19 protein-coding genes and 1 other RNA gene are annotated in these 23702 nt (G+C 43.0%); 17 read left to right on the top strand and 3 right to left on the bottom strand.

Annotated features, from left to right (window positions below; all coding sequences use genetic code 11):
• Positions 1-166 precede the first annotated feature (166 nt).
• The 17 genes from QVO99_RS05510 (at position 167) to QVO99_RS05430 (ending at position 20674) form a co-directional block, all read left to right on the top strand.
• Positions 167-1132 (top strand): glycosyltransferase family A protein, encoded by a 966-nt coding sequence (locus QVO99_RS05510; RefSeq protein ID WP_022316603.1) that lies wholly within the window; start codon positions 167-169, stop codon positions 1130-1132.
• A 280-nt stretch (positions 1133-1412) separates the two neighbouring features.
• Positions 1413-3074: an AMP-binding protein gene (locus tag QVO99_RS05505; protein WP_022316602.1), complete on the top strand. Its 1662-nt coding sequence runs from the start codon at positions 1413-1415 to the stop codon at positions 3072-3074.
• Between the two features lie 199 nt (positions 3075-3273).
• Positions 3274-4788, top strand: coding sequence for a glycoside hydrolase family 10 protein (locus QVO99_RS05500; protein ID WP_441295405.1), 1515 nt, complete (start codon positions 3274-3276; stop codon positions 4786-4788).
• 45 nt (positions 4789-4833) lie between these two features.
• The gene (locus tag QVO99_RS05495; RefSeq protein ID WP_022316600.1) at positions 4834-5280 is read left to right on the top strand and encodes a hypothetical protein; all 447 of its coding nucleotides are present in this window, start codon (positions 4834-4836) and stop codon (positions 5278-5280) included.
• A gap of 507 nt (positions 5281-5787) precedes the next feature.
• On the top strand, positions 5788-6204 hold the full coding sequence (locus QVO99_RS05490) for a SoxR reducing system RseC family protein (RefSeq protein WP_042517594.1): 417 nt from the start codon (positions 5788-5790) through the stop codon (positions 6202-6204).
• Positions 6205-6280: 76 nt separating this feature from the next.
• Positions 6281-7183 carry a Fe-S cluster domain-containing protein gene (locus QVO99_RS05485; RefSeq protein WP_022316598.1) on the top strand — a complete coding sequence of 301 codons (903 nt, stop codon included), beginning with the start codon at positions 6281-6283 and terminating at the stop codon, positions 7181-7183.
• A 3-nt stretch (positions 7184-7186) separates the two neighbouring features.
• Complete coding sequence (gene rsxC, locus QVO99_RS05480; RefSeq protein ID WP_022316597.1) at positions 7187-8539, top strand: electron transport complex subunit RsxC; 1353 nt, start codon at positions 7187-7189, stop codon at positions 8537-8539.
• Positions 8540-8685: 146 nt separating this feature from the next.
• Positions 8686-9693, top strand: coding sequence for an RnfABCDGE type electron transport complex subunit D (locus QVO99_RS05475; RefSeq protein WP_022316596.1), 1008 nt, complete (start codon positions 8686-8688; stop codon positions 9691-9693).
• A gap of 1 nt (position 9694) precedes the next feature.
• Entirely contained in the window at positions 9695-10312 is a 618-nt protein-coding gene (locus tag QVO99_RS05470; RefSeq protein ID WP_022316595.1) for an RnfABCDGE type electron transport complex subunit G, read from the top strand.
• Between the two features lie 16 nt (positions 10313-10328).
• On the top strand, positions 10329-10913 hold the full coding sequence (gene rsxE, locus QVO99_RS05465; protein WP_022316594.1) for an electron transport complex subunit RsxE: 585 nt from the start codon (positions 10329-10331) through the stop codon (positions 10911-10913).
• Positions 10914-10915: 2 nt separating this feature from the next.
• Positions 10916-11518, top strand: coding sequence for an electron transport complex subunit RsxA (rsxA, locus tag QVO99_RS05460; RefSeq protein ID WP_022316593.1), 603 nt, complete (start codon positions 10916-10918; stop codon positions 11516-11518).
• Between the two features lie 484 nt (positions 11519-12002).
• The gene (lpxD, locus tag QVO99_RS05455; protein WP_022316591.1) at positions 12003-13043 is read left to right on the top strand and encodes a UDP-3-O-(3-hydroxymyristoyl)glucosamine N-acyltransferase; all 1041 of its coding nucleotides are present in this window, start codon (positions 12003-12005) and stop codon (positions 13041-13043) included.
• 30 nt (positions 13044-13073) lie between these two features.
• The gene (locus QVO99_RS05450) at positions 13074-14459 is read left to right on the top strand and encodes a bifunctional UDP-3-O-[3-hydroxymyristoyl] N-acetylglucosamine deacetylase/3-hydroxyacyl-ACP dehydratase (RefSeq protein ID WP_022316590.1); all 1386 of its coding nucleotides are present in this window, start codon (positions 13074-13076) and stop codon (positions 14457-14459) included.
• Positions 14460-14475: 16 nt separating this feature from the next.
• The gene (lpxA, locus tag QVO99_RS05445) at positions 14476-15246 is read left to right on the top strand and encodes an acyl-ACP--UDP-N-acetylglucosamine O-acyltransferase (RefSeq protein ID WP_022316589.1); all 771 of its coding nucleotides are present in this window, start codon (positions 14476-14478) and stop codon (positions 15244-15246) included.
• Between the two features lie 134 nt (positions 15247-15380).
• Complete coding sequence (gene miaA, locus QVO99_RS05440; RefSeq protein ID WP_288176981.1) at positions 15381-16289, top strand: tRNA (adenosine(37)-N6)-dimethylallyltransferase MiaA; 909 nt, start codon at positions 15381-15383, stop codon at positions 16287-16289.
• A 58-nt stretch (positions 16290-16347) separates the two neighbouring features.
• On the top strand, positions 16348-18855 hold the full coding sequence (locus tag QVO99_RS05435) for a transglycosylase domain-containing protein (protein WP_022316587.1): 2508 nt from the start codon (positions 16348-16350) through the stop codon (positions 18853-18855).
• A gap of 97 nt (positions 18856-18952) precedes the next feature.
• On the top strand, positions 18953-20674 hold the full coding sequence (locus QVO99_RS05430) for an AAA family ATPase (protein WP_022316586.1): 1722 nt from the start codon (positions 18953-18955) through the stop codon (positions 20672-20674).
• A gap of 297 nt (positions 20675-20971) precedes the next feature.
• Here the strand turns inward: QVO99_RS05430 and QVO99_RS05425 are convergent, their stop codons facing one another.
• The 3 genes from QVO99_RS05425 to rnpB all read right to left on the bottom strand — a co-directional run bounded on the left by QVO99_RS05425 (position 20972) and on the right by rnpB (position 23426).
• Positions 20972-21352, bottom strand: a complete 381-nt coding sequence (locus tag QVO99_RS05425; RefSeq protein ID WP_022316585.1) for a YkvA family protein — start codon at positions 21350-21352, stop codon at positions 20972-20974.
• A 160-nt stretch (positions 21353-21512) separates the two neighbouring features.
• Positions 21513-22823: a YihY/virulence factor BrkB family protein gene (locus QVO99_RS05420; protein WP_022316583.1), complete on the bottom strand. Its 1311-nt coding sequence runs from the start codon at positions 22821-22823 to the stop codon at positions 21513-21515.
• Between the two features lie 175 nt (positions 22824-22998).
• Positions 22999-23426, bottom strand: an RNA gene (rnpB, locus tag QVO99_RS05415) — RNase P RNA component class A.
• Positions 23427-23702 lie beyond the last annotated feature (276 nt).

The raw sequence follows: 23702 nt of genomic DNA, 5'->3' as shown, positions 1-23702 counted from the left end.
CGAATTAAAAACGAGCAAAAGACACCTTGTAAAAAAGAGACTGCAAGCAGTAATTAAAAAACACAATATACGGCCTAATGACCGATTTGGGTTAAAAGAAAACTTTTCGAAATTGCACGAAAATCCAATAATATTTGTATCTTTGCTAAATAATAAAAAAGTGAAGATGGATTACGATATAAACAAGAAAAAAGCAGGTCAACCGCTGGTAAGCTTCGTGATATTCTTCGAAGATGACGATGCCGGCAAACTTCAGAAATGCGTGGACAGTGTGTTGCGCCTATCTTTGAGACAAGAAGAACGGGAAGTGTTCGTCATAGGCGATGGCACGCGCGAGCCGCTTGTCTTGCTGCTAAATGGAAGCGAAGACGAGGTGGTGGTGGTGCGCCAGCCTTCTTCAGGCATAAATTCCGCCATGAATCTCGGAATGAGGATGGCGACAGGGCGCTATGTGCAGTTTTTGAGCGCGGCAGACACGTTACTTCTCGACGGATACGGCCATTGCCTTGACATGATGCGCTATGAAAAGCCGGAAATCATAGTGTTTGAGTCGAGCCGGGACGAAAAGCAGCGCACGTCTTACGAAGACGGAAAGATGGAAAGCGGAACGGAATTTATGCGCCATAACACCATCAATCCAAGTCCGGCAGGTTATGCGTTCAGAAAGAATCTGACCGAAGGAATGACCTTCGATACGGCAAATGAGTCGAGCGACGAGGAGTTTACGGTCTTGCTTTTCCTCAAAGCGGAAAAGGTATTGCCCACTACAGCCGTGGCACGCTTCAAGGGAAAAGACAGACAAACCGCCGGCGGAGATGACAAGAAAACGGTTATAAAGAAACTTGATGACCAATATGCCATGATTTGCCGACTGCATGATATGGCTTATGCCATGCCCGTGGACGACAGACTCGCCATAGAACGCAGAGTGGCGCAGATGACGATGAGCTATATCTTGGCGGTGGTGAAAGACCTGAGGTCGGCAAAGCAACTCAGGACGAGGATAGAGCAACTAGAAGAAAAAGGACTCTTCCCGTTGCCCGACAAAAGATATAACAAGAAATACACTATCTTCTCAAAACTGGTGAAAAGAAAACTCGTGAGAGACTTGGCGCTTAAACTCCTCGAATAGCAGTAAACCACAAGCGGCCATCATGCCTTCCAATGTGATATTTACAACTGCTTGCAGTCCTTTGTCTCTTATAGGGTGTCTTTTGCTTGTTTTAAATTTGCAAAACCCACTATTACTCATTAAGACAATCAAAATCTACTCTTTCAAATAGTCAAAATCCAGCAAACCCTAATGACCGATTTGGGTTAAAAATAGAGACAAGGAGTATATTATTGCACAATTAATTTTGGAGTGTGCAAAAAATACTATAACTTTGCATTAAATTAATACAAGTCATTAAATGGAATCAATACCAAGTTTCAATTCGCTGATTGAACAGAGCATCATCTCACATTGGGATTCAGACGCCCTGACCGATTATAAAGGAATAACGCTGCAATATAAAGATGTGGCAAGAAAAATAGAGAAACTCCACATATTATTTGAAAACAGCGGAGTTGAGCACGGAGACAAAATCGCCATCTGTGGTAGAAACTGCGCTTCTTGGGCAGTAGTATTCTTGGCGACCCTGACTTACGGCGCCGTGGCTGTACCGGTGTTGCATGAGTTCACGGCAGACCAGATACACAACATCGTGAACCACAGCGAAGCAAAACTCCTCTTCGTGGGCGATGTGGTGGCTACCGTGATAGATCCCACCAAAATGCCGTCGCTCGAAGGTATCGTATACATACCAGACTATTCGCTCGTGGTGTCGAGAACCGACAAGCTGACATATGCCAGAGAGCATCTAAATGAGCTCTTCGGAAAAAAATACCCGAAGGCTTTCCGCCAGCAACACATAAGCTACTATAAGGAGAAAGACCCGTCGGAGCTCGCGCTCATCAATTATACAAGCGGTACGACAGGATTCTCAAAAGGTGTGATGCTGCCATACAGGGCGTTGTGGAGCAATATCGATTTCGCTAAAGGTGTGCTTGGCAAGACCATTAAAAAAGGTGACAACACTATCAGCATTCTCCCAATGGCCCACATGTACGGAATGTCGTTCGAATTCCTCTTCGAATTCCTCCACGGGTGTCATGTGTTCTATCTCACAAGAGTGCCAAGTCCTGCCATCATAGCCCAGGCGTTCAAAGACGTGAAACCGGCTATCGTCATAGCTGTGCCGCTTGTGATAGAGAAGATAATCAGGAAAAAAGTGTTCCCGCAGATTCAGAACACCAAGGTGAAACTGCTGATGAAAATGCCTGGAGTGGGCAAGAAGGTGAAGAAGAGAATCTGTGAGCAGGTGTATCAGGCTTTCGGAGGAAACCTTTACGAAGTGATCATCGGAGGAGCCGCACTCAATCAGGAGATAGAGTCGTTCCTCAAAGACATAGACTTCCCGTTCACAGTAGGATACGGAGCGACGGAGTGTGCGCCTATCATAACTTATTCTGACTGGCATGACTTTGTGCCGATGTCGTGTGGAAGGGAAGTAGTACACATGGAGGTGAAAATCGACAGCGAGAACCCGGAGACCGTGCCGGGAGAGATACTTGCAAGAGGACTCAATGTGATGCTCGGATACTACAAGAATGACGAAGCCACGGCACAGACCATAGACAAGGACGGATGGTATCATACCGGAGACCTCGGGCTTATGGACAAAGGTGGGAACGTGTTCATAAAGGGACGCAGCAAGAACATGTTGCTTGGACCTAACGGGCAGAACATCTATCCGGAGGAAATAGAGGACAAACTCAACAGTATGACGTTCGCAATGGAGAGTGTGGTGGTGCAGAGAGACGGAAAACTCGTCGGACTCGTGCATCCTGACTTCGACGAAGTTCAAGCTATGGGGCTCTCTCGAGATGATCTGCAGAGCCTTATGGAGGAGAACAGAGTGCAGGTGAACGCCAACCTGCCGGTATACTGCAAGATTGCTGCGATAGAAATCCATGACGAGGAATTTGAAAAAACTCCGAAAAAGAGTATAAAGAGATACTTGTATAAGTAATATGGAACGGTCTTTAGCGGAGAATTGACAATTCGTTCGACTTCCGGTATGTTGCATTCCAACTCGTTCGCCAGACAATTGCTCGTCAGCCTATCAACACGCAACTCAAATGCATGAAGCCCGTTTGCTCGTCAAACAGTTGCATATCAAACAATTGCTCGTCAATTTAATAATAACTTATTCACAGACAGAAGATTATATGAAATATCTCAGAAGTTGGTTAATGTTAGTAGCTCTGATAATAAGTCTTTCGGTTTCGGCGGAAGACGCAAAACGGCAGTTCCGTGGTGCATGGATACAATGCGTGAACGGACAGTTTGAGGGCATGTCAACGCAAAAGATGCAGCAGACGCTGACTTACCAGCTCGATGAGCTGCAGAAAGACGGAGTGAACGCAATAATCTTTCAGGTGCGGCCGGAATGCGACGCGTTGTATGAAAGCAAACTGGAACCATGGAGCAGATTCCTCACAGGAAGACAGGGAACGGCCCCTTCGCCATACTGGGACCCTCTGAAGTGGATGGTGGCCGAATGCCACAAAAGAGGAATGGAACTGCATGCGTGGATAAATCCATTCCGCGCCAAGACGAAAGGCACCAAGGAGCTCTCACCCCAGCATGTGGCAATACGGCAGCCAGGGAACGTGTTCCCATACGACGGATTGATGATTCTGAACCCTGCCAAGCAGGAAAACCGGGATTATATATGCAGCGTGGTCGAGGATATTCTTGAGAGATATGACGTGGACGGAATTCACATCGACGACTATTTCTATCCTTATCCTGTGAAAGGACTCCCAATTCCTGATGATGCGGATTTCAGAGCCAACAATAATGGGATAAAAGACCGTGGCGACTGGAGGAGAGACAACGTGAACCTCTTCGTGAAGCAGCTATATGAGACAATACACAAAGTGAAACCATGGGTAAAGCTCGGAGTTTCGCCATTTGGAATCTATCGCAACGCAAAATCGGCTCCTGGCATAGGAAGCAAGACAAACGGACTGCAGAACTACGATGACCTTTATGCCGACGTGCTGATGTGGGTGAACAACGGGTGGCTTGACTATTGCGTGCCGCAGCTGTATTGGGAAATCGGTCATAAGAGTGCAGATTATGCCACGCTCATAAAATGGTGGAACAAATATGCAGGGGCAAGACCATTATATATAGGAGAAGATGTGGAGCGCACGGTGAAGGCTGCCGATATTAAGAATCCGACCATAAACCAGATGCCTGCCAAATACAATCTTCATAAAGCCATGCAGAATGTTAAAGGCACGGTGTTGTGGTATGCTAAAGCTGTAGTGGACAATGTGGGAAACTATCAGAACGTGCTGCGCAACAACTATTGGAAATATCCAGCCCTGCAGCCGCTTATGCCGCATATAAATGCAAAGGCGCCCAACAAGGTGAAGAAGCTCAAGGCCATGACGATAGATGGCGACCAAATACTCTTCTGGATGCAGCCTAAAGGCAAAGGATGGAAGGATGAAGCAGTTAAATATGTGGTCTACAGATTTGAGAACGGTGAGCAGCCTGATCTGTCTGATGCCTCGAAAATCGTTGCAGTTACCACAGAAACCTTCTGTAAAATCCCGACACACTCTAGCAGTACCACTACTGGAAAACGCAAGAAAGTGACATACGTCGTCACGGCGTTGGACAGAATGAGCAATGAGAGCAAACCGAAGAAAGTTAAGGTGGCATTATGAGCTCCAAACGATAACCAGAAAAAGAATAACTAAAAATCTTGTATTATGGCAAACAATAACGAACAGAGCGTTAGGCAGATAGACAGATTCTTGAAGAAGGTGGTGCAGAAATTCCCATGCGATGAGGAAAATGCATGTCTTACAGATATCCATATCAGAATATCTCCCGAAAGCGGTGACTTGATGGCATTCGATGACGAAGACAAAGAAATAACAAGAAGTGTGGTAGAAGAATGGATAGAATGCAGAGATGACAATTTCTATGACGTTGCAGTAGGTCTGTTGAGAGAAAGGCTCAACACAATGGCTGCTGAGATAGACAGGATGGGACTCTTGAAACCGTTCAGCTTCGTTCTGGAAAACGATGACAAAGAGCATGTTGCCGAACTCTTCGTTTCGGATGACGATATAAACATCCTTGGAGGTGATATCATGGATGGATGGGACAAGGACCTCGACAAGTTCTTTGATGAACTCATGAAAGAGGACTGACAATCCGATGGCTTGGCATGAAGAAAACAAGAATCTTGATAGCTTGTTGTTGCTACGATCTTTAACATGGATGAGAGTATTGTGTGTAGACGCTCTTTTGCTGACGTGTATCTATGCCTGTTGTACTTCAAAGTTTTTGCATCTTGCTTCGTTGTCATTTCAAGGTTTGCTGTGTCTTTCTTGTGCTCCATAAAGATGTGGCTATGCTTTGTTCTGAGATAAACGGAAAGAAGGGAAATGACCATGAGGTATCATAAGGACAATATAGTGTTGTGTTGACAAAAAGTAACGCTAAACTCGAATTAAGAATTTTTCTATCGGGTTTAAATGATATTTTTGAGCGTTTTTCATTTTTTTGCAAGTTTACGTAAACGTTTAAGGATTAATAAATCAAAAAAACATTACTCCATTTCCTTGTTTTAATTTTATATTTTTTGCAATGTGGAAATTAAGTACTAAATTTGCAGTTGTAAAGTCGATGTTGCAAAATTGACTTATGATATGGTTATGGAGAACAAAATTAAACATGTGGGCGTTGTTGAGTCGGTAGTGGGCGAGTGCGTGAAGGTTCGTGTAGTTCAGTCTTCTGCATGTGCCTCATGCAAGGTGGCTAAACAATGCAATACCTCTGAAAGCAAAGAGAAAATAATTGACATATATACAAAGGACAATAGATATTCGGCAGGAGACAGAGTGAATGTCATGGCTTCATACAACGTAGGTTTCTTGGCTCTTTCCCTTGGAATGCTTGTGCCAATGCTGTTGATGCTTGTAGTCTTGTTCGCTATGTTGGCTACTGGTTATTCTGAGCTGATTTCCGCTCTCGGAGCTCTTCTTTCACTCGCTCCTTATTATTTTCTCCTCTTTATGTTCCGTGGTAGAATAAACAGAAAGGTCACTTTCGACATTGAGTTGTCCAAGTGATTTGCATATTGATGATTCTTGATAATAACATAACTTATTTGGTAAAAACAAATTAATAAAAACAAATACAACTATTATGAATTTTATTTTAATTGCACTTGTAGTCTTGGGGGGTATTGCGCTCGTTGCAGCTGTGATACTCTATATATGCTCCAAGAAATTCGCTGTGCATGAGGATCCACGTATCGGACAAGTGGCTTCCGTTCTGCCTGGTGCCAACTGTGGCGGATGCGGCTTTGCCGGTTGTTCAGGTATGGCCGACGCTCTCGTTAAGGGGGCAGACAGTGGGTCAATTGAGGGTTTGTTCTGTCCTGTCGGCGGTTCTGCCGTGATGGGACAAGTTGCAGATTTGCTCGGTATGGCAGTAGCTAATAGCGAGCCAAAGGTTGCTGTGGTACGTTGCAACGGTACGTGTGAGCTTAGGAAGCGTATTGCCGTATACGACGGTCTGAAGACTTGTACCGCAGTAAATGCATGTGGAGCAGGTGAGACAGGTTGCGGTTTCGGATGTCTGGGATGTGGCGACTGCGTTAGCGCTTGTCAGTTCGGTGCTATCCAGATCAATCCAGAGACAGGCTTGCCGGAAGTTGACGAAGATAAGTGCATCGGTTGTGGCGCTTGTGCAAAAGCCTGTCCGCGCCATGTCATAGAACTTCGCAAGAAAGGACCTAAGGGACGCCGTGTTTATGTGCGTTGCGTAAACAAAGACAAAGGTGCCGCCGCTATGAAAGCTTGCAAAGCTGCTTGTATCGGTTGTGGCAAGTGCTTGAAGGAATGTAAGTTCGAAGCAATTACTGTCGAGAATAATTTGAGTTATATTGATCCGGACAAATGCCGTATGTGCCGTAAGTGTGAGGCTGCTTGTCCTACAGGAGCTATCGTTGCCGTTAACTTCCCTCCTCGCAAGCCTAAGGCTGAGTCTGGTGTTGAGGTTGCTACTGCAGCTAAAAATGGTTCAGAAAATAAAGAGGAGGCATAAGAAATGAAGTTGAGAACTTTTAGAATAGGTGGTATTCACCCAGAGGAAAACAAAATAACGGCAGAGGTGGCGACAAAGGTGGCTGCTCTCCCAACACAGGCGATATTCCCATTGTCGCAGCACATAGGAGCTCCTGCCAAGCCTGTTGTGGCAAAAGGCGACAAGGTGAAGGTAGGTACTTTGTTGGCCGAAGCCGGCGGATTCGTATCAGCTCCTATTTATTCATCTGTTTCGGGTACAGTACTCAAAATTGATAATGCGGTAGATGCTACAGGCTATCGCAAACCATGTATCATCGTCAAGGTGGAAGGAGATGAGTGGGAAGAGTCTATAGACAGATCTGACAAACTTGAGACTGTTGCGGCTCATCCTGAACTGACGCCGGAAGAAATCGTAAACCGTATCAAGGTGGCAGGTGTTACAGGTATGGGTGGCGCAGGCTTCCCTACATTCATCAAGCTTTGTCCTCCTCCTGGAGCAAAGGCAGAGTGTGTGATCATCAACGGAGTGGAATGTGAGCCTTATATCACTTCTGACTATCGACTGATGATGGAACATGCGGATGAGATTCTCGTTGGTCTTGACCTGCTCATGAAGGCAGCTAAAGTGGATAAGGGTTACATCGGAATTGAGGATAATAAGCCTGAGGCTATCCGCCTGCTGGAAGAAAAGACAGCCAACAATCCTAATGTGGAGATTGTGCCTTTGGCAAAGAAGTATCCGCAGGGTGGTGAGAAGCAGCTTGTTGACGCAGTTATTCGCCGTCAGGTTCCTGCGCCTCCTGCTATTCCTGTCAACGTGGGTGCCATCGTTCAGAACGTTGGAACTGCTTTTGCCGTATATCAGGCTGTGATGAAAAACAAGCCGTTGTTTGAACGCTACACTACTGTGACAGGTAAGAAAGTGGCTAATCCTGGCAACTTCCTCGTAAGAATGGGTACTCCGATGAAAGAACTTATCGATTTCTGTGGCGGAATGCCAGAGGGTGACAACAAAGTCCTTGCCGGTGGACCAATGATGGGTAAGGCTTTGACTTCTACTGAAGTACCTGTCTGCAAGGGAACTAACAGTATAACAATCTTGACCGATTCTGACGCACGCCGCAAAAAGCCACAGGCTTGTATTCGTTGTGCAAAATGTGTCAGCGTATGTCCTATGGGACTGGAACCATTCCTTTTGGCTACGGCAAGCTCTATGCATAATTGGGAGAAAGTGGAACAGGAAGACATTACCTCTTGTATAGAATGTGGCTCCTGTCAATTCACTTGCCCTGCCCACAGACCTCTTCTTGACAATATCCGTCTTGGAAAGACTACTGTGATGGGAATCATCAGAGCAAGGAATGCAAAGAAGTAATTAAGGTAATAACAGTTGTATACTCTTGGGAAGTCAAATATTGGTCAGGTCCGAAATCCTACAGTATGATTCCTGTTCTTGATAAAGCAGAGGAACTTGACCCTTTGGATTCCCAGCAGAGTTTAAGCTAACAATCAAATAATAAAATGAGTAATTTAATAGTATCATTATCGCCGCATGCCCATGGTACGGATAGTGTGGAGCGCAATATGTACGGAGTCATATTGGCTTTGGTACCTGCTCTTCTCGTGTCTTTCTTCTATTTCGGCATCGGCTCTGCAATAGTATGCTTGACAAGCGTAGCTGCATGTATGTTCTTTGAGTGGGCAATAACAAAGTATCTGCTCAAGAAAGAGTCCACGGTTCTTGACGGATCAGCCATACTTACAGGTCTGCTGCTTGGATTCAACCTTCCTTCAAACCTTCCGGTATGGATAGTTCTCATAGGTGCGCTCGTAGCCATAGGAGTAGGAAAGATGACTTTCGGCGGTCTGGGCTGTAATCCTTTCAACCCGGCATTGGTTGGCCGTTGCTTCCTTTTGGTTTCATTCCCGGTAGAGATGACGTCATGGCCTGTAGCAGGTCAGCTCCTTAAGTATACGGATGCAACCACAGCTGCCACTCCTCTCAGTGTGATGAAGAATGCGATAAAGACCGGAGATGCCTCTTGTCTCAACCAACTTCCAGATTCCATGTCTATGCTGCTTGGAAATCCGGGACTGAACAACGGAGCAGGTACGGTAGGAGAGGTTTGTGCTTTGGCATTGCTCCTAGGTCTTGCTTTCATGCTTTGGAAGAAGATCATCACTTGGCATATTCCTGTCAGCATCATTGCTACGGTCTTTGTGTTCAGCGGTATTCTCCATCTGGCAAACCCTGTTTATGCATCCCCTGTAGCCGAGCTTCTCAGCGGTGGTCTTATGTTGGGTGCCATCTTCATGGCTACTGACTATGTTACCTCTCCAATGACTTATAAAGGTCAATTGATTTATGGTGTGGCAATCGGTTTCCTTACCGTTGTTATCCGTAACTGGGGAGCTTATCCTGAGGGTATGTCGTTTGCTATCTTGATAATGAACGCATTCACTCCACTTATCAACGCTTATATTAAGCCAAAACGTTTTGGTGAGGTAATAAAGAAGGAGGATAAATAGTATGAAGAAATTAGAATCATCAATTACGAACATGGTAATTGTTCTTGTTGGAGTGGCGCTTATAACAGGTGCAATTCTTGCATATGTCAACCATATCACCACGGGTCCTATCAAGGAACAGGCAGAGAAGACTCTGACCGACGGTATCAAAAAAGTGATGGGTGGCGGAGAAATTACCGTAACGGGAAGTGACCCTTATAGTCAGACAGTTGACGGAAAAGAGCTCACTTACGTCATACATAAGGTGAACGATGCTCAGGGTAAGGATTTGGGAGCAGCAGTCGAGAGTACTACTGTCGGTTTCGGTGGAGACTTGAAAGTGTTGGTAGGATTTGACTCCAATGGCAACATCCTTGGCTACACAATTCTGCAGACTGCCGAGACTCCTGGACTCGGTGCAAAGGCTGAGACGTGGTTTCAGAAAGATGGCAAAGGAAGCATCATCGGCATGAATCCGTCCGCAGAACTCAAGGTAAGCAAGGACGGTGGCCAAGTGAATGCCATAACGGCAAGTACTATCACGAGCCGCGCCTTCCTCAAGGCTGTGAACAATGCTTATTCTGCATATAAGAAAAGCTCGGCAGGCTCTCAGAATGTAGCTTCTAATGATAACAAATAAATGAAAGGTTGAGAATATGAATTATATAAAGATATTACTTAACGGAATATTCAAGGAGAACCCTACGTTTGTGCTTCTCCTCGGTATGTGTCCTACATTGGCCACGACAACCTCGGCAATTAACGGATTGTCTATGGGATTGGCCACTATGTTTGTGCTTATCTGCTCAAATCTGGTTATATCCCTGATCAAGAATCTGACGCCTGATATGGTGCGTATTCCTGTTTTTGTTGTTGTCATAGCTTCATTCGTCACTATACTTCAGATGATTATGCAGGCTTTTGTACCCGCTATCTATGCTACATTGGGCTTGTATATCCCTCTTATCGTGGTAAACTGTATCATACTTGGCCGTGCCGAGGCCTTCGCTTGTAAGAACGGTCCTCTTCAGAGTATCTTCGATGGTATTGGTATGGGATTGGGCTTCTCTTTGGCATTGACATTGCTGGGTGCAGTAAGAGAACTCCTGGGTGCAGGTTCTATCTTTGGAATAGGTCTTCTGCCTGAAACTTGCAACATGCTTCTCTTCATCCTCCCTCCAGGAGCGTTCATCACATTAGGTTATCTAATTGCTATTGTAAACAAATTTAAGAAAGCGTAATCATGGAATATATTTTGATATTTATCTCGGCTATATTCGTAAACAATATAGTGCTGTCCCAGTTCTTGGGAATTTGTCCTTTCTTGGGAGTATCACAAAAGGTAACTACTTCATTGGGAATGGGTGCTGCTGTAGCTTTCGTGTTGACGCTTGCCACGATAGTAACCTATCTGGTGCAAATGTTTATACTTGAGCCTTTCGGCCTTCAGTATCTTCAGACCATTGCGTTTATCCTGGTAATTGCTGCCTTGGTGCAGATGGTAGAGATAGTTTTGAAGAAAGTTTCTCCAGCCCTTTATCAGGCTTTGGGAATTTTTCTTCCTCTCATTACCACAAACTGTGCAGTATTGGGAGTAGCGATCTTGGTCATCCAGAAGGAGTTCTCGCTTGTGCAAAGTGTTGTATATGCATTTTCCACAGCTATTGGCTTTGCCCTTGCTCTTACTGTGTTCGCCGGATTGCGTGAACAGCTGGCATTTGTAAATGTGCCTAAAGGTATGCGAGGCATGGCAATTGTCCTTGTTACTGCCGGACTGCTGAGTCTTGCCTTCATGGGTTTCTCAGGAGTTGATGGCGGTCTTAAGATTCTCTTTGGCTTGAATTAAGCATAAGAAATAACTTGTTTTTGATATCTGAATCCATTGGTTTCCCATTTCATATAAGTGGTTTTTATATGACGAAATGCGGAAAATCAATGGATTTTCTTGTTAAATATGAATTTATTTAAAAAATGAGCAGTTATATTTTCGTAATTCAAATTATAGTTGCTATATTTGCAGCACTAAATTATGAAATCACAATATAAGAATATATTTTTTTAATATAAAGATAAACTCATGTCCTTTAACAAGGCATGTTGTATTTGTGTTTGTGTTGTTGTTATCCTCCGATGTGATATCGGGGGATAATTTTTAAAGAAGGTTGTCTTTTCGTACTACATCATTTCAATTCCTCATTTGTCTGAAATTTTCAGAACGTTAATTTGATTAATGGTTGTATATGGTCAATTTATTAAAAAAACAATCAAATATTTCATCTAACAAATAAATATTACTATATTTGCAAATGAAACGAAATATTAATATAAATATGGAATTTACTGCTAAACAAATTGCCGAATTCGTACATGGATGCGTTGAAGGTGATGACAATACTACTGTAAATACTTTTGCAAAAATAGAAGAAGGAAAAAAAGGAGCAATTTCGTTCTTGGCAAACCCCAAATATACTCACTATTTGTATTCTACAAATTCTAGTATCGTTCTGGTTAATAATGATTTGAAACTGGAACAGGATGTTCCTTGTACTCTTGTACGAGTGCCAAGTGCTTATGAGGCGGTGGCACAGCTCCTGCAGTTATACGAGTCTATGAAGCCAAAGAAGACAGGCGTCAGCTCGTTGGCGAGCATTTCTGCTTCCGCCAAAATAGGTGAGAATTGCTATATTGCGCCTTTTGTTTGTATCGGAGACAATGTTGAGATAGGAGATGGTTGTCAGATTTATCCGAATGTCACGATCGGTGATGGCGTGAAGGTAGGCAAAAACACTATCCTCTATTCAAATGTTTCTGTTTATCATGGTTGCAAACTTGGCAATAGTGTTACAATCCACTCTGGTTCTGTAATTGGTGCTGACGGCTTCGGTTTCGCTCCTAATGCAGAAGGTTACGACAAAATCCCTCAGATAGGCATAGTCACCATAGAGGATAATGTTGAAATCGGTGCCAATACCTGTGTTGACCGTTCTACCATGGGAAGCACATACGTGCGCAAGGGCGTAAAACTTGACAACTTGGTACAGATAGCCCATAATACCGACATCGGAGAGAATACCGTAATGTCTGCACAGGTAGGAATCGCAGGAAGTACGAAAGTTGGCTCCTGGTGTATGTTCGGTGGTCAGGTCGGTCTCGCAGGGCATATTAAAATCGGCAATAAAGTCTTTTTGGGAGCCCAGTCTGGTGTGCCGGGAAACATTAAAGACGACCAGACACTCATCGGTACTCCACCAATGGAACCTAAGAAATATTTCAAGTCTCAGGCCATTTTCCGCCGTTTGCCGGAAATGTATGCCAAAATCAATGAATTGGAAAAAGAATTGGCTAAGCTAAAGGGTGAGTCTGAAGCTTAACGATTTATTAAAGAATAATAATAGAAGATTATGTCTAAACAAAAAACGCTTAAAGGTAGTTTTGCCCTTTGTGGCAAAGGACTGCATACTGGTCTCAGTCTGACGGTCACTTTTAATCCGGCGCCAGAGAATTCAGGCTATAAAATACAGCGTATAGATTTGGAAAACCAGCCTGTTATAGAGGCTATAGCTGAAAATGTAGTAGATACACAACGTGGTACCGTCTTAGGCAAGGGAGATGTCAGGGTCTCTACCATAGAACATGGAATGTCTGCATTGTATGCCATGGGCATAGACAACTGTCTTATCCAGGTTAATGGTCCGGAATTCCCGATTCTTGATGGTTCTGCTTCCATGTATGTGGACAAAATCAACGAAATCGGCATAGAAGAACAGAATGCTCCAAAGGATTATTATATAATCAGACACAAGATAGAGATCAAAGACGAGGAGTCAGGTTCTTGTATAACGATTCTTCCGGATGAAGGATTCAGCCTTACCACAATGTGCTCTTTTGAGTCCAAGTTCATCAACAGCCAATTCGCTACATTGGACGATATGGATGCTTATGCAACAGAGATCGCGCCTGCAAGAACGTTTGTCTTCGTAAGAGACATTGAGCCGTTGTTGAAGGCAAATCTTATCAAAGGTGGTGATATGGACAATGCCATTGTCATCTATGAGCGTCAGACTACTCAGGAGAGGCTTGACCAGCTTGCTGATTTCTTGAAGGTTCCACGTCTTGATGCCACAAAGCTTGGTTATATTCAGCACAAGCCTTTGGTTTGGGAAAATGAATGTACTCGCCACAAGCTTCTTGATATCATCGGTGATATGGCTCTTATCGGTCGTCCTATCAAAGGACGTATTATCGCAACTCGTCCAGGACATACCATCAACAATAAGTTTGCCCGTCTTATGCGTCGCGAAATCCGTAAGCATGAGATACAGGCTCCGATTTATGATTGCAATGAGCCGCCAGTAATGGATGTCAACCGAATTCGTGAGCTGCTTCCACACCGTTACCCGATGCAGCTTGTAGACAAGGTGATTTCTCTTGGGGCTAACAGTATTGTAGGAGTGAAGAATGTCACGAGCAATGAACCGTTCTTTACAGGACATTTCCCTCAAGAGCCTGTTATGCCGGGAGTCCTGCAGATTGAAGCTATGGCCCAATGCGGTGGCCTTCTTGTTCTCAACACTTTGGAAGAACCAGAGCGTTGGTCTACATATTTCATGAGAATCGACGATGTGAAATTCCGTCAGAAAGTGGTGCCTGGTGACACGTTGTTGTTTAAGGTAGACCTTTTGGCTCCTGTAAGACATGGCATCTCCTCTATGAAGGGATACGTGTTTGTCGGCGACAAAGTCGTGTCGGAGGCTACATTTACCGCACAGATAGTAAAGAATAAATAGACAACATTATTATAATATGAATCAAATCAGTCAGTTGGCTTTTGTTCATCCTGAAGCGAAACTTGGGGATAACAATATAATTGGCCCATTTTGTTATATTGACAAGAATACAGTCATAGGAGATAACAATGTTCTCCAAAACGGCGTTACGATACATACGGGTGCTCGCATAGGGAATGGAAATGAATTTTTTCCTGGTGCAAGTATAAGCACCAAACCACAGGACCTGAAATTTGTCGGTGAGGAAACTACTTGCGTCGTAGGAGACAACAACAGTATCCGCGAGAATGTTACTATTTCGCGTGGTACAGCCTCCAAGGGTACCACAATAGTAGGCAGCAACAATCTGCTTATGGAGTGTGTTCATGTGGCTCACGACTGTGTCATGGGTAATGGTTGTATTATAGGAAATGCTACTAAATTTGCAGGTGAAGTAGTTATTGACGACAATGCCATTGTCAGCAGTACCGTGTTGTGTCATCAGTTCTGTCGTATCGGTGGCTATGTCATGATTCAGGGCGGAAGCCGTTTCAGTCAGGATATTCCCCCATATATTATTGCTGGCAAGGATCCTACCAAGTACTGCGGAATAAACCTAATAGGTTTACGTCGCCGCAGATTTAGCAATGAGAAAATCCAGATGATACATGATGCCTACCGAATATTGTATTCCAAGGGACTGATTTCTGAAGGTATAGCTGAAATACGTTCAACATTGCCTTCTTGTCCGGAGATAGATTATATCATTGATTTCGTACAGTCTTCTAAACGTGGTATTATCCGTTGATGAAGAGAAGTTAACCCAAATCTTGTTGATGATTTGGAATTAATAGTGTTAAAATAGTGTTTGGTTGGCTTCTTTACAAGTTGCTCGCCAAACACATTTCGTTTAAAAACATTGTATACTCCATTCTTGTATTCATGAAAAATACCCTTCTCGTTATTCTTGGGTCTACAGGTGTAGGCAAGACGGAACTATGTCTTCGCGTAGCCGAGCATTTCCGTATTCCAATTATCAATGCCGATTCCAGACAATTGTTTAGGGAACTTCCTATAGGTACAGCTGCTCCAACCTCGGAACAACAGCAACGCGTGAAGCATTATTTCGTTGGAAACCTATCGCTTGGTGATTATTATAGTGCTTCAAGATATGAAGAAGACGTGATGGATTTCCTGTCTGGTTATTTTTCCAGCGATAGAAAATTGGCTTTGATGACTGGCGGCAGCATGATGTACATAGACTCTGTTTGTAACGGGATAGACGATATACCTACCATTGACGATAAAACTCGTCAATGGATGAAAGACAGATATACGACCGAAGGGCTGGAGCCTTTGTGTGCTGAATTGGAGGAACTTGACCCTGAATATTATTCAATTGTTGACAAGAAGAATCCCAAAAGAATAGTTCATGCTTTGGAAATATGTCATATGACAGGCAAGACATATACTTCATTCAGGAAAAACAAAATAAAAGAACGTCCCTTTGATATCATTAAAATAGGTCTTAATAGAGACAGAGACGAACTCTATGAACGTATTAACAAGCGTGTGGATGAGATGGTCGGTTCGGGACTTGAAAAGGAGGCACGTGAAGTTTATCCTTTCCGCCATCTCAACTCGTTGAATACAGTTGGATATAAAGAGTTGTTCGAATATTTTGACGGTAAATGCACTCTGGATGAAGCCGTTTTCCGTATAAAGTGTGACAGTCGTAAGTATTGCCGCAAACAACTTACTTGGTTCAGAAGAGATCCGCAAATCAAGTGGTTCCACCCGGACAATATTGAAGAAATCATAAAATATATAGAAACAATGATATATATCTAAAGTAAATTTGTACTTTTGTTCTGAATTTACGTAATTGTTAAATAAATGTAGACATTATATGCTTGATAAGTTGAGAAAAATCTTTGTTCTTGTCATTAAGAAGCTTGGTGCTTTCTTCAGATGGTATAAGAACCTTTATAAAGGTAGGGCATGGTACACAAAGACCATACTAGGTTTCTGTTCCAGTATAGTGGCATTTATCATCTATCTTGGAATGGTAGACATAAACTTCTTATGGCTTTTTGGTAGCTCGCCTGGCTATTTCTCCGGAATACTCGATCCTCAGGTAAGCGAGGCTTCCGAGATTTATAGTGCTGATGGCAAGATGATAGGAAAGTTCTTTAATGAGAATCGTACTCCAGTGAAGTATGATGAAGTGGCCCCGTCCTTTTTCAAAGCATTGGTTGATACAGAGGATGAGCGTTTTTATAAGCATCTTGGTATCGATCCTATCGGTTTGTTCGGTGCCGTGAAAGATGCTGCCACTCATCATGGTGCGCGTGGTGCTTCTACTATAACCCAGCAGTTGGCAAAGAATATGTTCAGAGTGAGAAAGAACTATTCTACTGGCCTGCTCGGCAAGATACCGGGTCTTCGCATCTTGATAATGAAGAGCAAGGAGTGGATTATTGCTGTTAAACTTGAGACGGTTTATTCAAAGCGGGAAATAATCACGATGTATGCCAATACTGTAGATTTCGGTTCTAATTCGTATGGCATCAAAACGGCTGCAAAAACCTATTTCAACACGACCCCGAAAGATTTGAAGACTGAACAGGCTGCAGTGTTGGTTGGTATGTTGAAGGCTACCACATTCTATAATCCGAAGTCTAATCCGGAGAATAGCAAGAACCGTCGTAATGTTGTTCTCAACAATATGGTGACGCATGGCGATTTGTCTAGAAGTGTCTGCGATTCACTTTCGGCACTTCCGATCAAGTTGGATTTCAATCAGGAAGAGAATTATGACGGACAGGCAAAGTATTTCAGAGAGGCTGTGTCAAGACATCTGAAAGACTGGTGTAAGGAGAATGGCTATGACCTATATAATAGTGGATTGAAGATCTATACCACTATAGATTCCAAGATGCAGGAATATGCCGAGGCGGCTGTTACCAAACAGATGCGTCAGGTACAGAAGAATTTCAACAGTCATTGGGGTAACCAGGAGCCATGGCGCGATGAAAATGGTAATGTAATACCAGGATTCATAGAAGGAATATTGCAGAAGCAACCTTATTATCAAGAGCTTCTTGCACGTTTCCCTAACAGTCCGGATTCAGTGAGTTATTATGTCAACAAACCACATAAGGTGAAACTTTTCGATTATGAAAAAGGAATGATTGAGAAGGAGATGAGTACTGTTGACTCCATTCGTTATATGGTTAAGTTCATGCATTGCGCTTTTGTTGCGATGGAACCTCAGACCGGTGCTGTAAAGGCTTGGGTAGGAGATATCGACTTTGACACCTGGAAATATGACAAGGTGGAAGCTGACCGTCAGCCTGGCTCTACATTCAAACTGTTTGTATATACAGAAGCGATGAATCAAGGACTCACTCCATGCGACAAGCGCCGTGATGAATACATCAGAATGGAAGTGTATGACAAGGTGAAGCATGAGAATACGATTTGGACTCCAAGCAATGCAAACGGCAGATTCTCAGGTGACTCCATTCCGTTGAAGAGCGCATTTGCCCGAAGCATCAATTCCATTGCCGTAAGGCTTGGGCAGGAGATGGGCATAAAGAATGTGATAAACACAGCGCATCAGATGGGTATTACAAATGAACTTGATGACGCCCCATCATTGGCTTTGGGTTCTTCTGATGTGAGACTCCTCGATATGGTTAATTCATATTGTACTGTTGCAAACAATGGTAAGCATGTGCTGCCTTCATTAGTTACGAAGATTGTAGATAGAGAAGGTAAAGTCGTTTATCAGGAGAATATAGAGGAGCAACAGGCAATACCCTATAAGAGCGCATTCTTCATGCAGCAGCTTTTGATGGGCGGAATGAGAGAACCTGGTGGAACATCCCAGAGTCTATGGGGATACGTAGGCAATGCCAAGGATACGGATTTCGGCGGTAAGACAGGTACGACAAACAACCATTCTGACGCATGGTTCATGTGTGTAAGTCCAAAGCTTGTTGCCGGTTCATGGGTTGGTGGCGAATACAGATGTATTCATTTCCGTACTGGAGCATTAGGTCAGGGTAGCAGAACGGCATTGCCTGTATGTGGCTATTTCATGCAGTCTGTCATGAATGATCCTAATTTTTCAAGATATCATGGACATTTCGACAAACCGAAAGATTCTGACATTTCTTACGGAATGTACAATTGTTCAAGTTATGTTGCTGTAAAGAAGGATACGACCCAGACAGACAGTACGGCTGTCATTATGGAAGATGAAGTGTTCCTGGATGAAAATGGAAATATAATTCAGAGCCCAGAATCTCAGCATAAAGGCTCTAAGGCAGAGGATGCCAAGCCTCAAAGTGAAGCTGAGCCAAAGAACAGCAAACCGAAGAACCACAACATGTCGTTGGATGATTTCTGATGACGATTTTACGAATTGGATAAATGCCTTTTCATTTGCCATATTCAGAGATTGAAGTCTTCTTCAAGCCTCTATGAGAAAGAGAAGGTGTCTCGAAATGGAAGATATCATTGATACTGAAAACGAGGAGTTCAAGAAGGCTCTTCAGATAGTTAACTTTACCCGTCGTTCGCTTTTCCTTACAGGAAAGGCGGGGACGGGTAAGTCTACTTTCCTACGATATATATGCCAGCATACAAAGAAAAAACATGTAGTGCTTGCACCTACAGGTATTGCCGCTATTAATGCTGGTGGTTCAACGCTTCATAGTTTTTTCAAATTGCCATTCCATCCATTGATTCCGACGGATTCTCGTTTTTCGAATAGGAATATCAAGGAAACTCTCAAGTATAATGGAGAGAAAAGAAAATTGATACGTGAGGTGGAACTTGTCATTATAGATGAGATAAGCATGGTTCGTGCAGATATTATCGACTTTATTGATAAGGTTCTGCGAATCTATACACGAAATATGAGGGAACCGTTCGGTGGGAAGCAGTTGCTTTTTGTAGGTGATATATATCAGTTGGAACCCGTGGTGAAAGAAGAAGACCGCCAGTTCCTGCGCCCTTTTTATCCATCACCTTATTTCTTTGATGCACATGTTTTCCGTTCTTTCAAATTGGTGAGCATAGAGTTGAGAAAAGTATACCGCCAGTCCGATTCTACATTCATCAATATATTGGATCATATACGGACTAATATGGTGACTGCAAATGATTTGCAACTTCTCAACAATAGGGTGGCGGCAGTTTCCCCATCAGATAGTAATGGTCTGTCGATAACACTCTCTACACGGCGTGATACAGTTGATTACATCAATCAATGCCAGTTGGATAAATTGCCAGGCGAAGCATCAGTTTTTTATGGTGATATAAAAGGGGATTTCCCTGAAAGCAGTCTGCCTACTCCTATGCAACTAGACCTTAAAGTCGGTTCCCAAATCATTTTCATAAAGAATGATTTGGACAAACGCTGGGTGAATGGCACCTTAGGAGTCATTGAGGGCATAGACGAAGGGCAAGGCGTTATATATATCGTTTCCGAGGATGGCAGAGAATTGGAGGTAGAGAGGGCATGTTGGAGCAATATGCGTTATACATATAATGACAAGGAACAGAAGATAGAAGAAGAGGAGATAGGTTCTTACACTCAGTACCCGATACGTTTGGCATGGGCTATTACTGTTCATAAAAGCCAGGGACTTACATTCAGGAATGTCAACATAGACTTTACTGGTGGGGTGTTTGCCGGTGGACAGACTTATGTCGCACTTTCACGTTGTACTTCTTTGGAGGGAATAACTCTGAAAGAGCCAATACGTAGGAGTGATGTTTTCGTGCGCCCCGAGGTAGTTGCCTTTTCCAGAAATTATAACGATTCTCTTGTTATCAACAAGGCTTTGTCTGAATCTAAGGCGGACAGGGAGTATCATGATGCGGTCAAGGCATTTGACAAGGGTGATATGGAATCCTTTCTCGACAACTTCTTCAAGGCTATACATAGTCGTTATGATATAGAGAAGCCATTAGCCCGGCGGTTTATCCGTAGCAAACTGAATGTGGTAAATAAGTTGCGTGCTGAAAACCAGCGTCTATTGGAAGAGAAGAAAGAAAAAGATGATTTCCTGAAGCGTCTGGCTGTAGAATACGTCATGCTTGGCAAGGAATGTGAAAAGGAAAAAATGAACGATGCAGCCATTGCCAATTATAAGAAGGCTCTGAAGCTTTGCCCTGATATTCCTGAAGCCAAGCGTCGCCTGAAAAGGTTGCAGAAATGATTGAAATAAAAGTATTAGTCTTTAAGCATGTTTTATGAATGCTTCAACCCGAATCGGTCATTAGGGCTTGCTTGAATTTTGATATTTTAGAAGAGTGGATTTTGTTTGACTTTTAATGAGTAATAGCGAGCTATTGCGAATTAAAAACAGACAAAAGACGCCTTATAAAAAGCAAAAGACTGCAAGCAGTTATTAAAATTATACATTTAACGGCCTAATGACCGATTTGGGTTCAAGACTAATACTTGTTGATGATGGAATATCAGAATATGATTTGTTGGATTAACGTCTGTGGTTTTACATTTTCAGCTCGTTGATTTCTTCCATTTCGTCCTCGTCAAACCATTTTGTCAGTTTGCTCTTGGCTTTCTCCTTGATTTCTTCAGAAACATCGCCTATTTTGCCGATTACATATAGTAATACTGCCAAATCGTCTCCCAAACCTACGATTGGAATTGCATCCGGTATTACATCAAGCGGACTGACGAGATAGCCTAAAGCTCCTACAATGATGGCTTTGTCCTTGATAGACACTTTGTCGCTCTGCAAGGTGTAATATAGCACGAGTGCGATGTATACAAGTTTAGCACCGGCACGTTTGGCTATTTTCGCTATTTTCTCCAAGAATTCACCATTTGTGAATTTGTTGGAGTATGACATAAAATCAGGTAATTCCATTTTTATTATATTTTACGTTTCTAATTAGTTGTCTGACGCCACACCTTTATAATGTAATCGTCTTAATGATGGCAAAATTACAAAAAAAACTTGTATGTCCCAAATGATACATTTGTTCATCATTTGTTTACTTCTTATTTTTAGTAATTCTTATGCTAAATCACAGGTCTTTCAGCAATATCTCTCTTTGTTTCTTGAGATATGCCGAATGTTCAGCAATTACTTTGTTCCATTTTTCATGGTTCGCCTCAGACATATTCAGTTTAAGTTCCCATTTCCCCTTTGTTTCATATTTGTCGATAAGTCGCCCTACGCTGAGTCTTGATATGTCTTGCGCCGGCTGATATACGCTGACGTCTCCCTTTTCATCGCCTGATATTTCATTGATGAGTCCGAGATCGATGAGCTCATATAGTATGTTTTGTGTTATGCGTATGGGGATGTTCGTATTGAGCTTCAGTTCAAGGGCCGTGTACGGTGATTCTCCTTTTTCAAAACGCTTGCATATCATGCTCATGATCAGCATACTCATTATCATGCGGTATCGCGGACTGATTTCGTATGTTTCCGTGCGGAAGGCATACTCTTCCATATTCTGGCTCGTATAGCATAGCTCTGCGCCGAAAAGACATATCGACCATGATATCTGCACCCAGAGCATGAAGAGCGGCAAGGCTGCGAATGAACCATAGATTGCATTATAGCTGCTTACCCAAATCTGCGAATGGATATAGAATAGCTGTAGTCCCTGCATGGCAACGCCTGCCAAAACTCCCGGCCAAATGGCGCATTTCAGTTTTACCCTTATGTTTGGCATGAATACATAAAGGGCTATGAAAATGGCTGACATCAAAACGAAGGGCATGATATCCCACAATATCCTCACCATCGGGGCAAACAATTCCATGCCCTCTGTCTGGCTTGTCACCGTAGCTACGAATATTGATATACCTGATGTGACGACAATGATGATAGGGGCAAGGATAAACATTCCCATATAGTCGGTCACAGTCCTGAAGAAACTTCTCGGTTTCTTCACCTGCCATATATTGTTGAAGGCCAGTTCGATGTTCCTGATAAGCATCGTTACTGTCCATAACATGAAAACAAGTCCGATACCGAGTATGATTCCACTCTTGGTGTGGATCAGATACGAATTGACGAAGCCGATTATCGTTTCGGCAGCCTGTGGCTGGCTCGACAATACATTTCTGAACCATTCTTCTATGTATTTGTTGTAGCCGAACCCCCTTGCTATAGCGAAGACTACTGCCAGGATAGGGACTATTGCCAGGAGAGTGGAGTAGGTGAGTGCGGCAGCGTTGTTTATCATTCTTTTTGTTGTAAAACTCTCAATGGTCAGTATCAGCATTCTAAAGGATGCGATGATCAGCCGTTGTGATTGAGGTTTGTTGCTGTAGTCTCGCCAAATTCCTACTTTGTAGAAATCAGTTATGTCTTTTATTGTCATTTGATGCTATTGTGCGTTTTTTTTGATTAAGATTGATTATGCCAGATATCGGATGCAATAATCTCCACCAGCCATTACACACCATATTGTTTAGTCGGTTTTTGCTTAATTGTTGCTTTTCGTTTTTCAAGCAGATCCTGATGGCTGATTTGGGATGAATTATAAAAATGAAAAAGAAAACAGTGTCCCTATAAGCCGAGTTCTGTTCCGGTAATGCCTCTCGACGATACCGGCGCCTGCCATTTATCTAGAACATGAGTCACCCCATGTCTCAAGCATTCTACCCTCCATCGGAGTTAGTCGGACGGGCAATCCTCAAACGATGGTTTACATGAACTTGCAGCCTCCGGACGACACAGCCCGCTGGTCACCCAGCGACTGGTGGTCTCTTACACCACCTTCTCACCCTTACCATCCTTCTTTTGTTTTGGATAATATAGTGAAGAATCGAATCCTCACATTATTATCAAAGGATGGCGGTTGTTTTCTTCTGTCGTATCCTACTGTTGCCAATAGCTTCCATTTTCAGAAGCGGAGCACCCTATGCTGCCCGGACTTTCCTCTCGTAGCCAGATGCTACCAGCGGCAGAGCCGGGACGCTGCATTCTTTTCAATGCAAAGTTACAAATAAAAATTGGAATATGTTGGATTTGTATTCCATAATTTGAAATATGCTTGTCTTTTTGGCATTGACGATAAGATTTTCTTACTTTTTGTTCCTGATAATTATGTTGACATCATTTTATTGTATGATTATTTGTGTGTTTACAACTCTTGTTTTGTACGTATGTTTACAAAAGAGATAGATTAGTTTCAATCTGTAAAATAATTAAGGAAAATAATTAAAATTAGTTTAATTTCATCAATGTTGTGCTATCA

The organism is Prevotella sp. CAG:592, from assembly GCF_000436015.1.
In the GTDB taxonomy this organism is placed as follows: Bacteria; Bacteroidota; Bacteroidia; order Bacteroidales; family Bacteroidaceae; genus Prevotella; species Prevotella pectinovora.
This window is presented reverse-complemented; position numbering and strand designations above follow the sequence as displayed.

What these genes read in the sequence shown, in the direction of transcription:
- QVO99_RS05510 (WP_022316603.1), top strand. Translation starts at nt 167, where the DNA reads ATGGATTACGATATAAACAAGAAAAAAGCAGGTCAACCGCTGGTAAGC.
- QVO99_RS05505 (WP_022316602.1), top strand. Translation starts at nt 1,413, where the DNA reads ATGGAATCAATACCAAGTTTCAATTCGCTGATTGAACAGAGCATCATC.
- QVO99_RS05500 (WP_441295405.1), top strand. Translation starts at nt 3,274, where the DNA reads ATGAAATATCTCAGAAGTTGGTTAATGTTAGTAGCTCTGATAATAAGT.
- QVO99_RS05495 (WP_022316600.1), top strand. Translation starts at nt 4,834, where the DNA reads ATGGCAAACAATAACGAACAGAGCGTTAGGCAGATAGACAGATTCTTG.
- QVO99_RS05490 (WP_042517594.1), top strand. Translation starts at nt 5,788, where the DNA reads ATGGAGAACAAAATTAAACATGTGGGCGTTGTTGAGTCGGTAGTGGGC.
- QVO99_RS05485 (WP_022316598.1), top strand. Translation starts at nt 6,281, where the DNA reads ATGAATTTTATTTTAATTGCACTTGTAGTCTTGGGGGGTATTGCGCTC.
- rsxC (WP_022316597.1), top strand. Translation starts at nt 7,187, where the DNA reads ATGAAGTTGAGAACTTTTAGAATAGGTGGTATTCACCCAGAGGAAAAC.
- QVO99_RS05475 (WP_022316596.1), top strand. Translation starts at nt 8,686, where the DNA reads ATGAGTAATTTAATAGTATCATTATCGCCGCATGCCCATGGTACGGAT.
- QVO99_RS05470 (WP_022316595.1), top strand. Translation starts at nt 9,695, where the DNA reads ATGAAGAAATTAGAATCATCAATTACGAACATGGTAATTGTTCTTGTT.
- rsxE (WP_022316594.1), top strand. Translation starts at nt 10,329, where the DNA reads ATGAATTATATAAAGATATTACTTAACGGAATATTCAAGGAGAACCCT.
- rsxA (WP_022316593.1), top strand. Translation starts at nt 10,916, where the DNA reads ATGGAATATATTTTGATATTTATCTCGGCTATATTCGTAAACAATATA.
- lpxD (WP_022316591.1), top strand. Translation starts at nt 12,003, where the DNA reads ATGGAATTTACTGCTAAACAAATTGCCGAATTCGTACATGGATGCGTT.
- QVO99_RS05450 (WP_022316590.1), top strand. Translation starts at nt 13,074, where the DNA reads ATGTCTAAACAAAAAACGCTTAAAGGTAGTTTTGCCCTTTGTGGCAAA.
- lpxA (WP_022316589.1), top strand. Translation starts at nt 14,476, where the DNA reads ATGAATCAAATCAGTCAGTTGGCTTTTGTTCATCCTGAAGCGAAACTT.
- miaA (WP_288176981.1), top strand. Translation starts at nt 15,381, where the DNA reads ATGAAAAATACCCTTCTCGTTATTCTTGGGTCTACAGGTGTAGGCAAG.
- QVO99_RS05435 (WP_022316587.1), top strand. Translation starts at nt 16,348, where the DNA reads ATGCTTGATAAGTTGAGAAAAATCTTTGTTCTTGTCATTAAGAAGCTT.
- QVO99_RS05430 (WP_022316586.1), top strand. Translation starts at nt 18,953, where the DNA reads ATGGAAGATATCATTGATACTGAAAACGAGGAGTTCAAGAAGGCTCTT.
- QVO99_RS05425 (WP_022316585.1), bottom strand. Translation starts at nt 21,352, where the DNA reads ATGGAATTACCTGATTTTATGTCATACTCCAACAAATTCACAAATGGT.
- QVO99_RS05420 (WP_022316583.1), bottom strand. Translation starts at nt 22,823, where the DNA reads ATGACAATAAAAGACATAACTGATTTCTACAAAGTAGGAATTTGGCGA.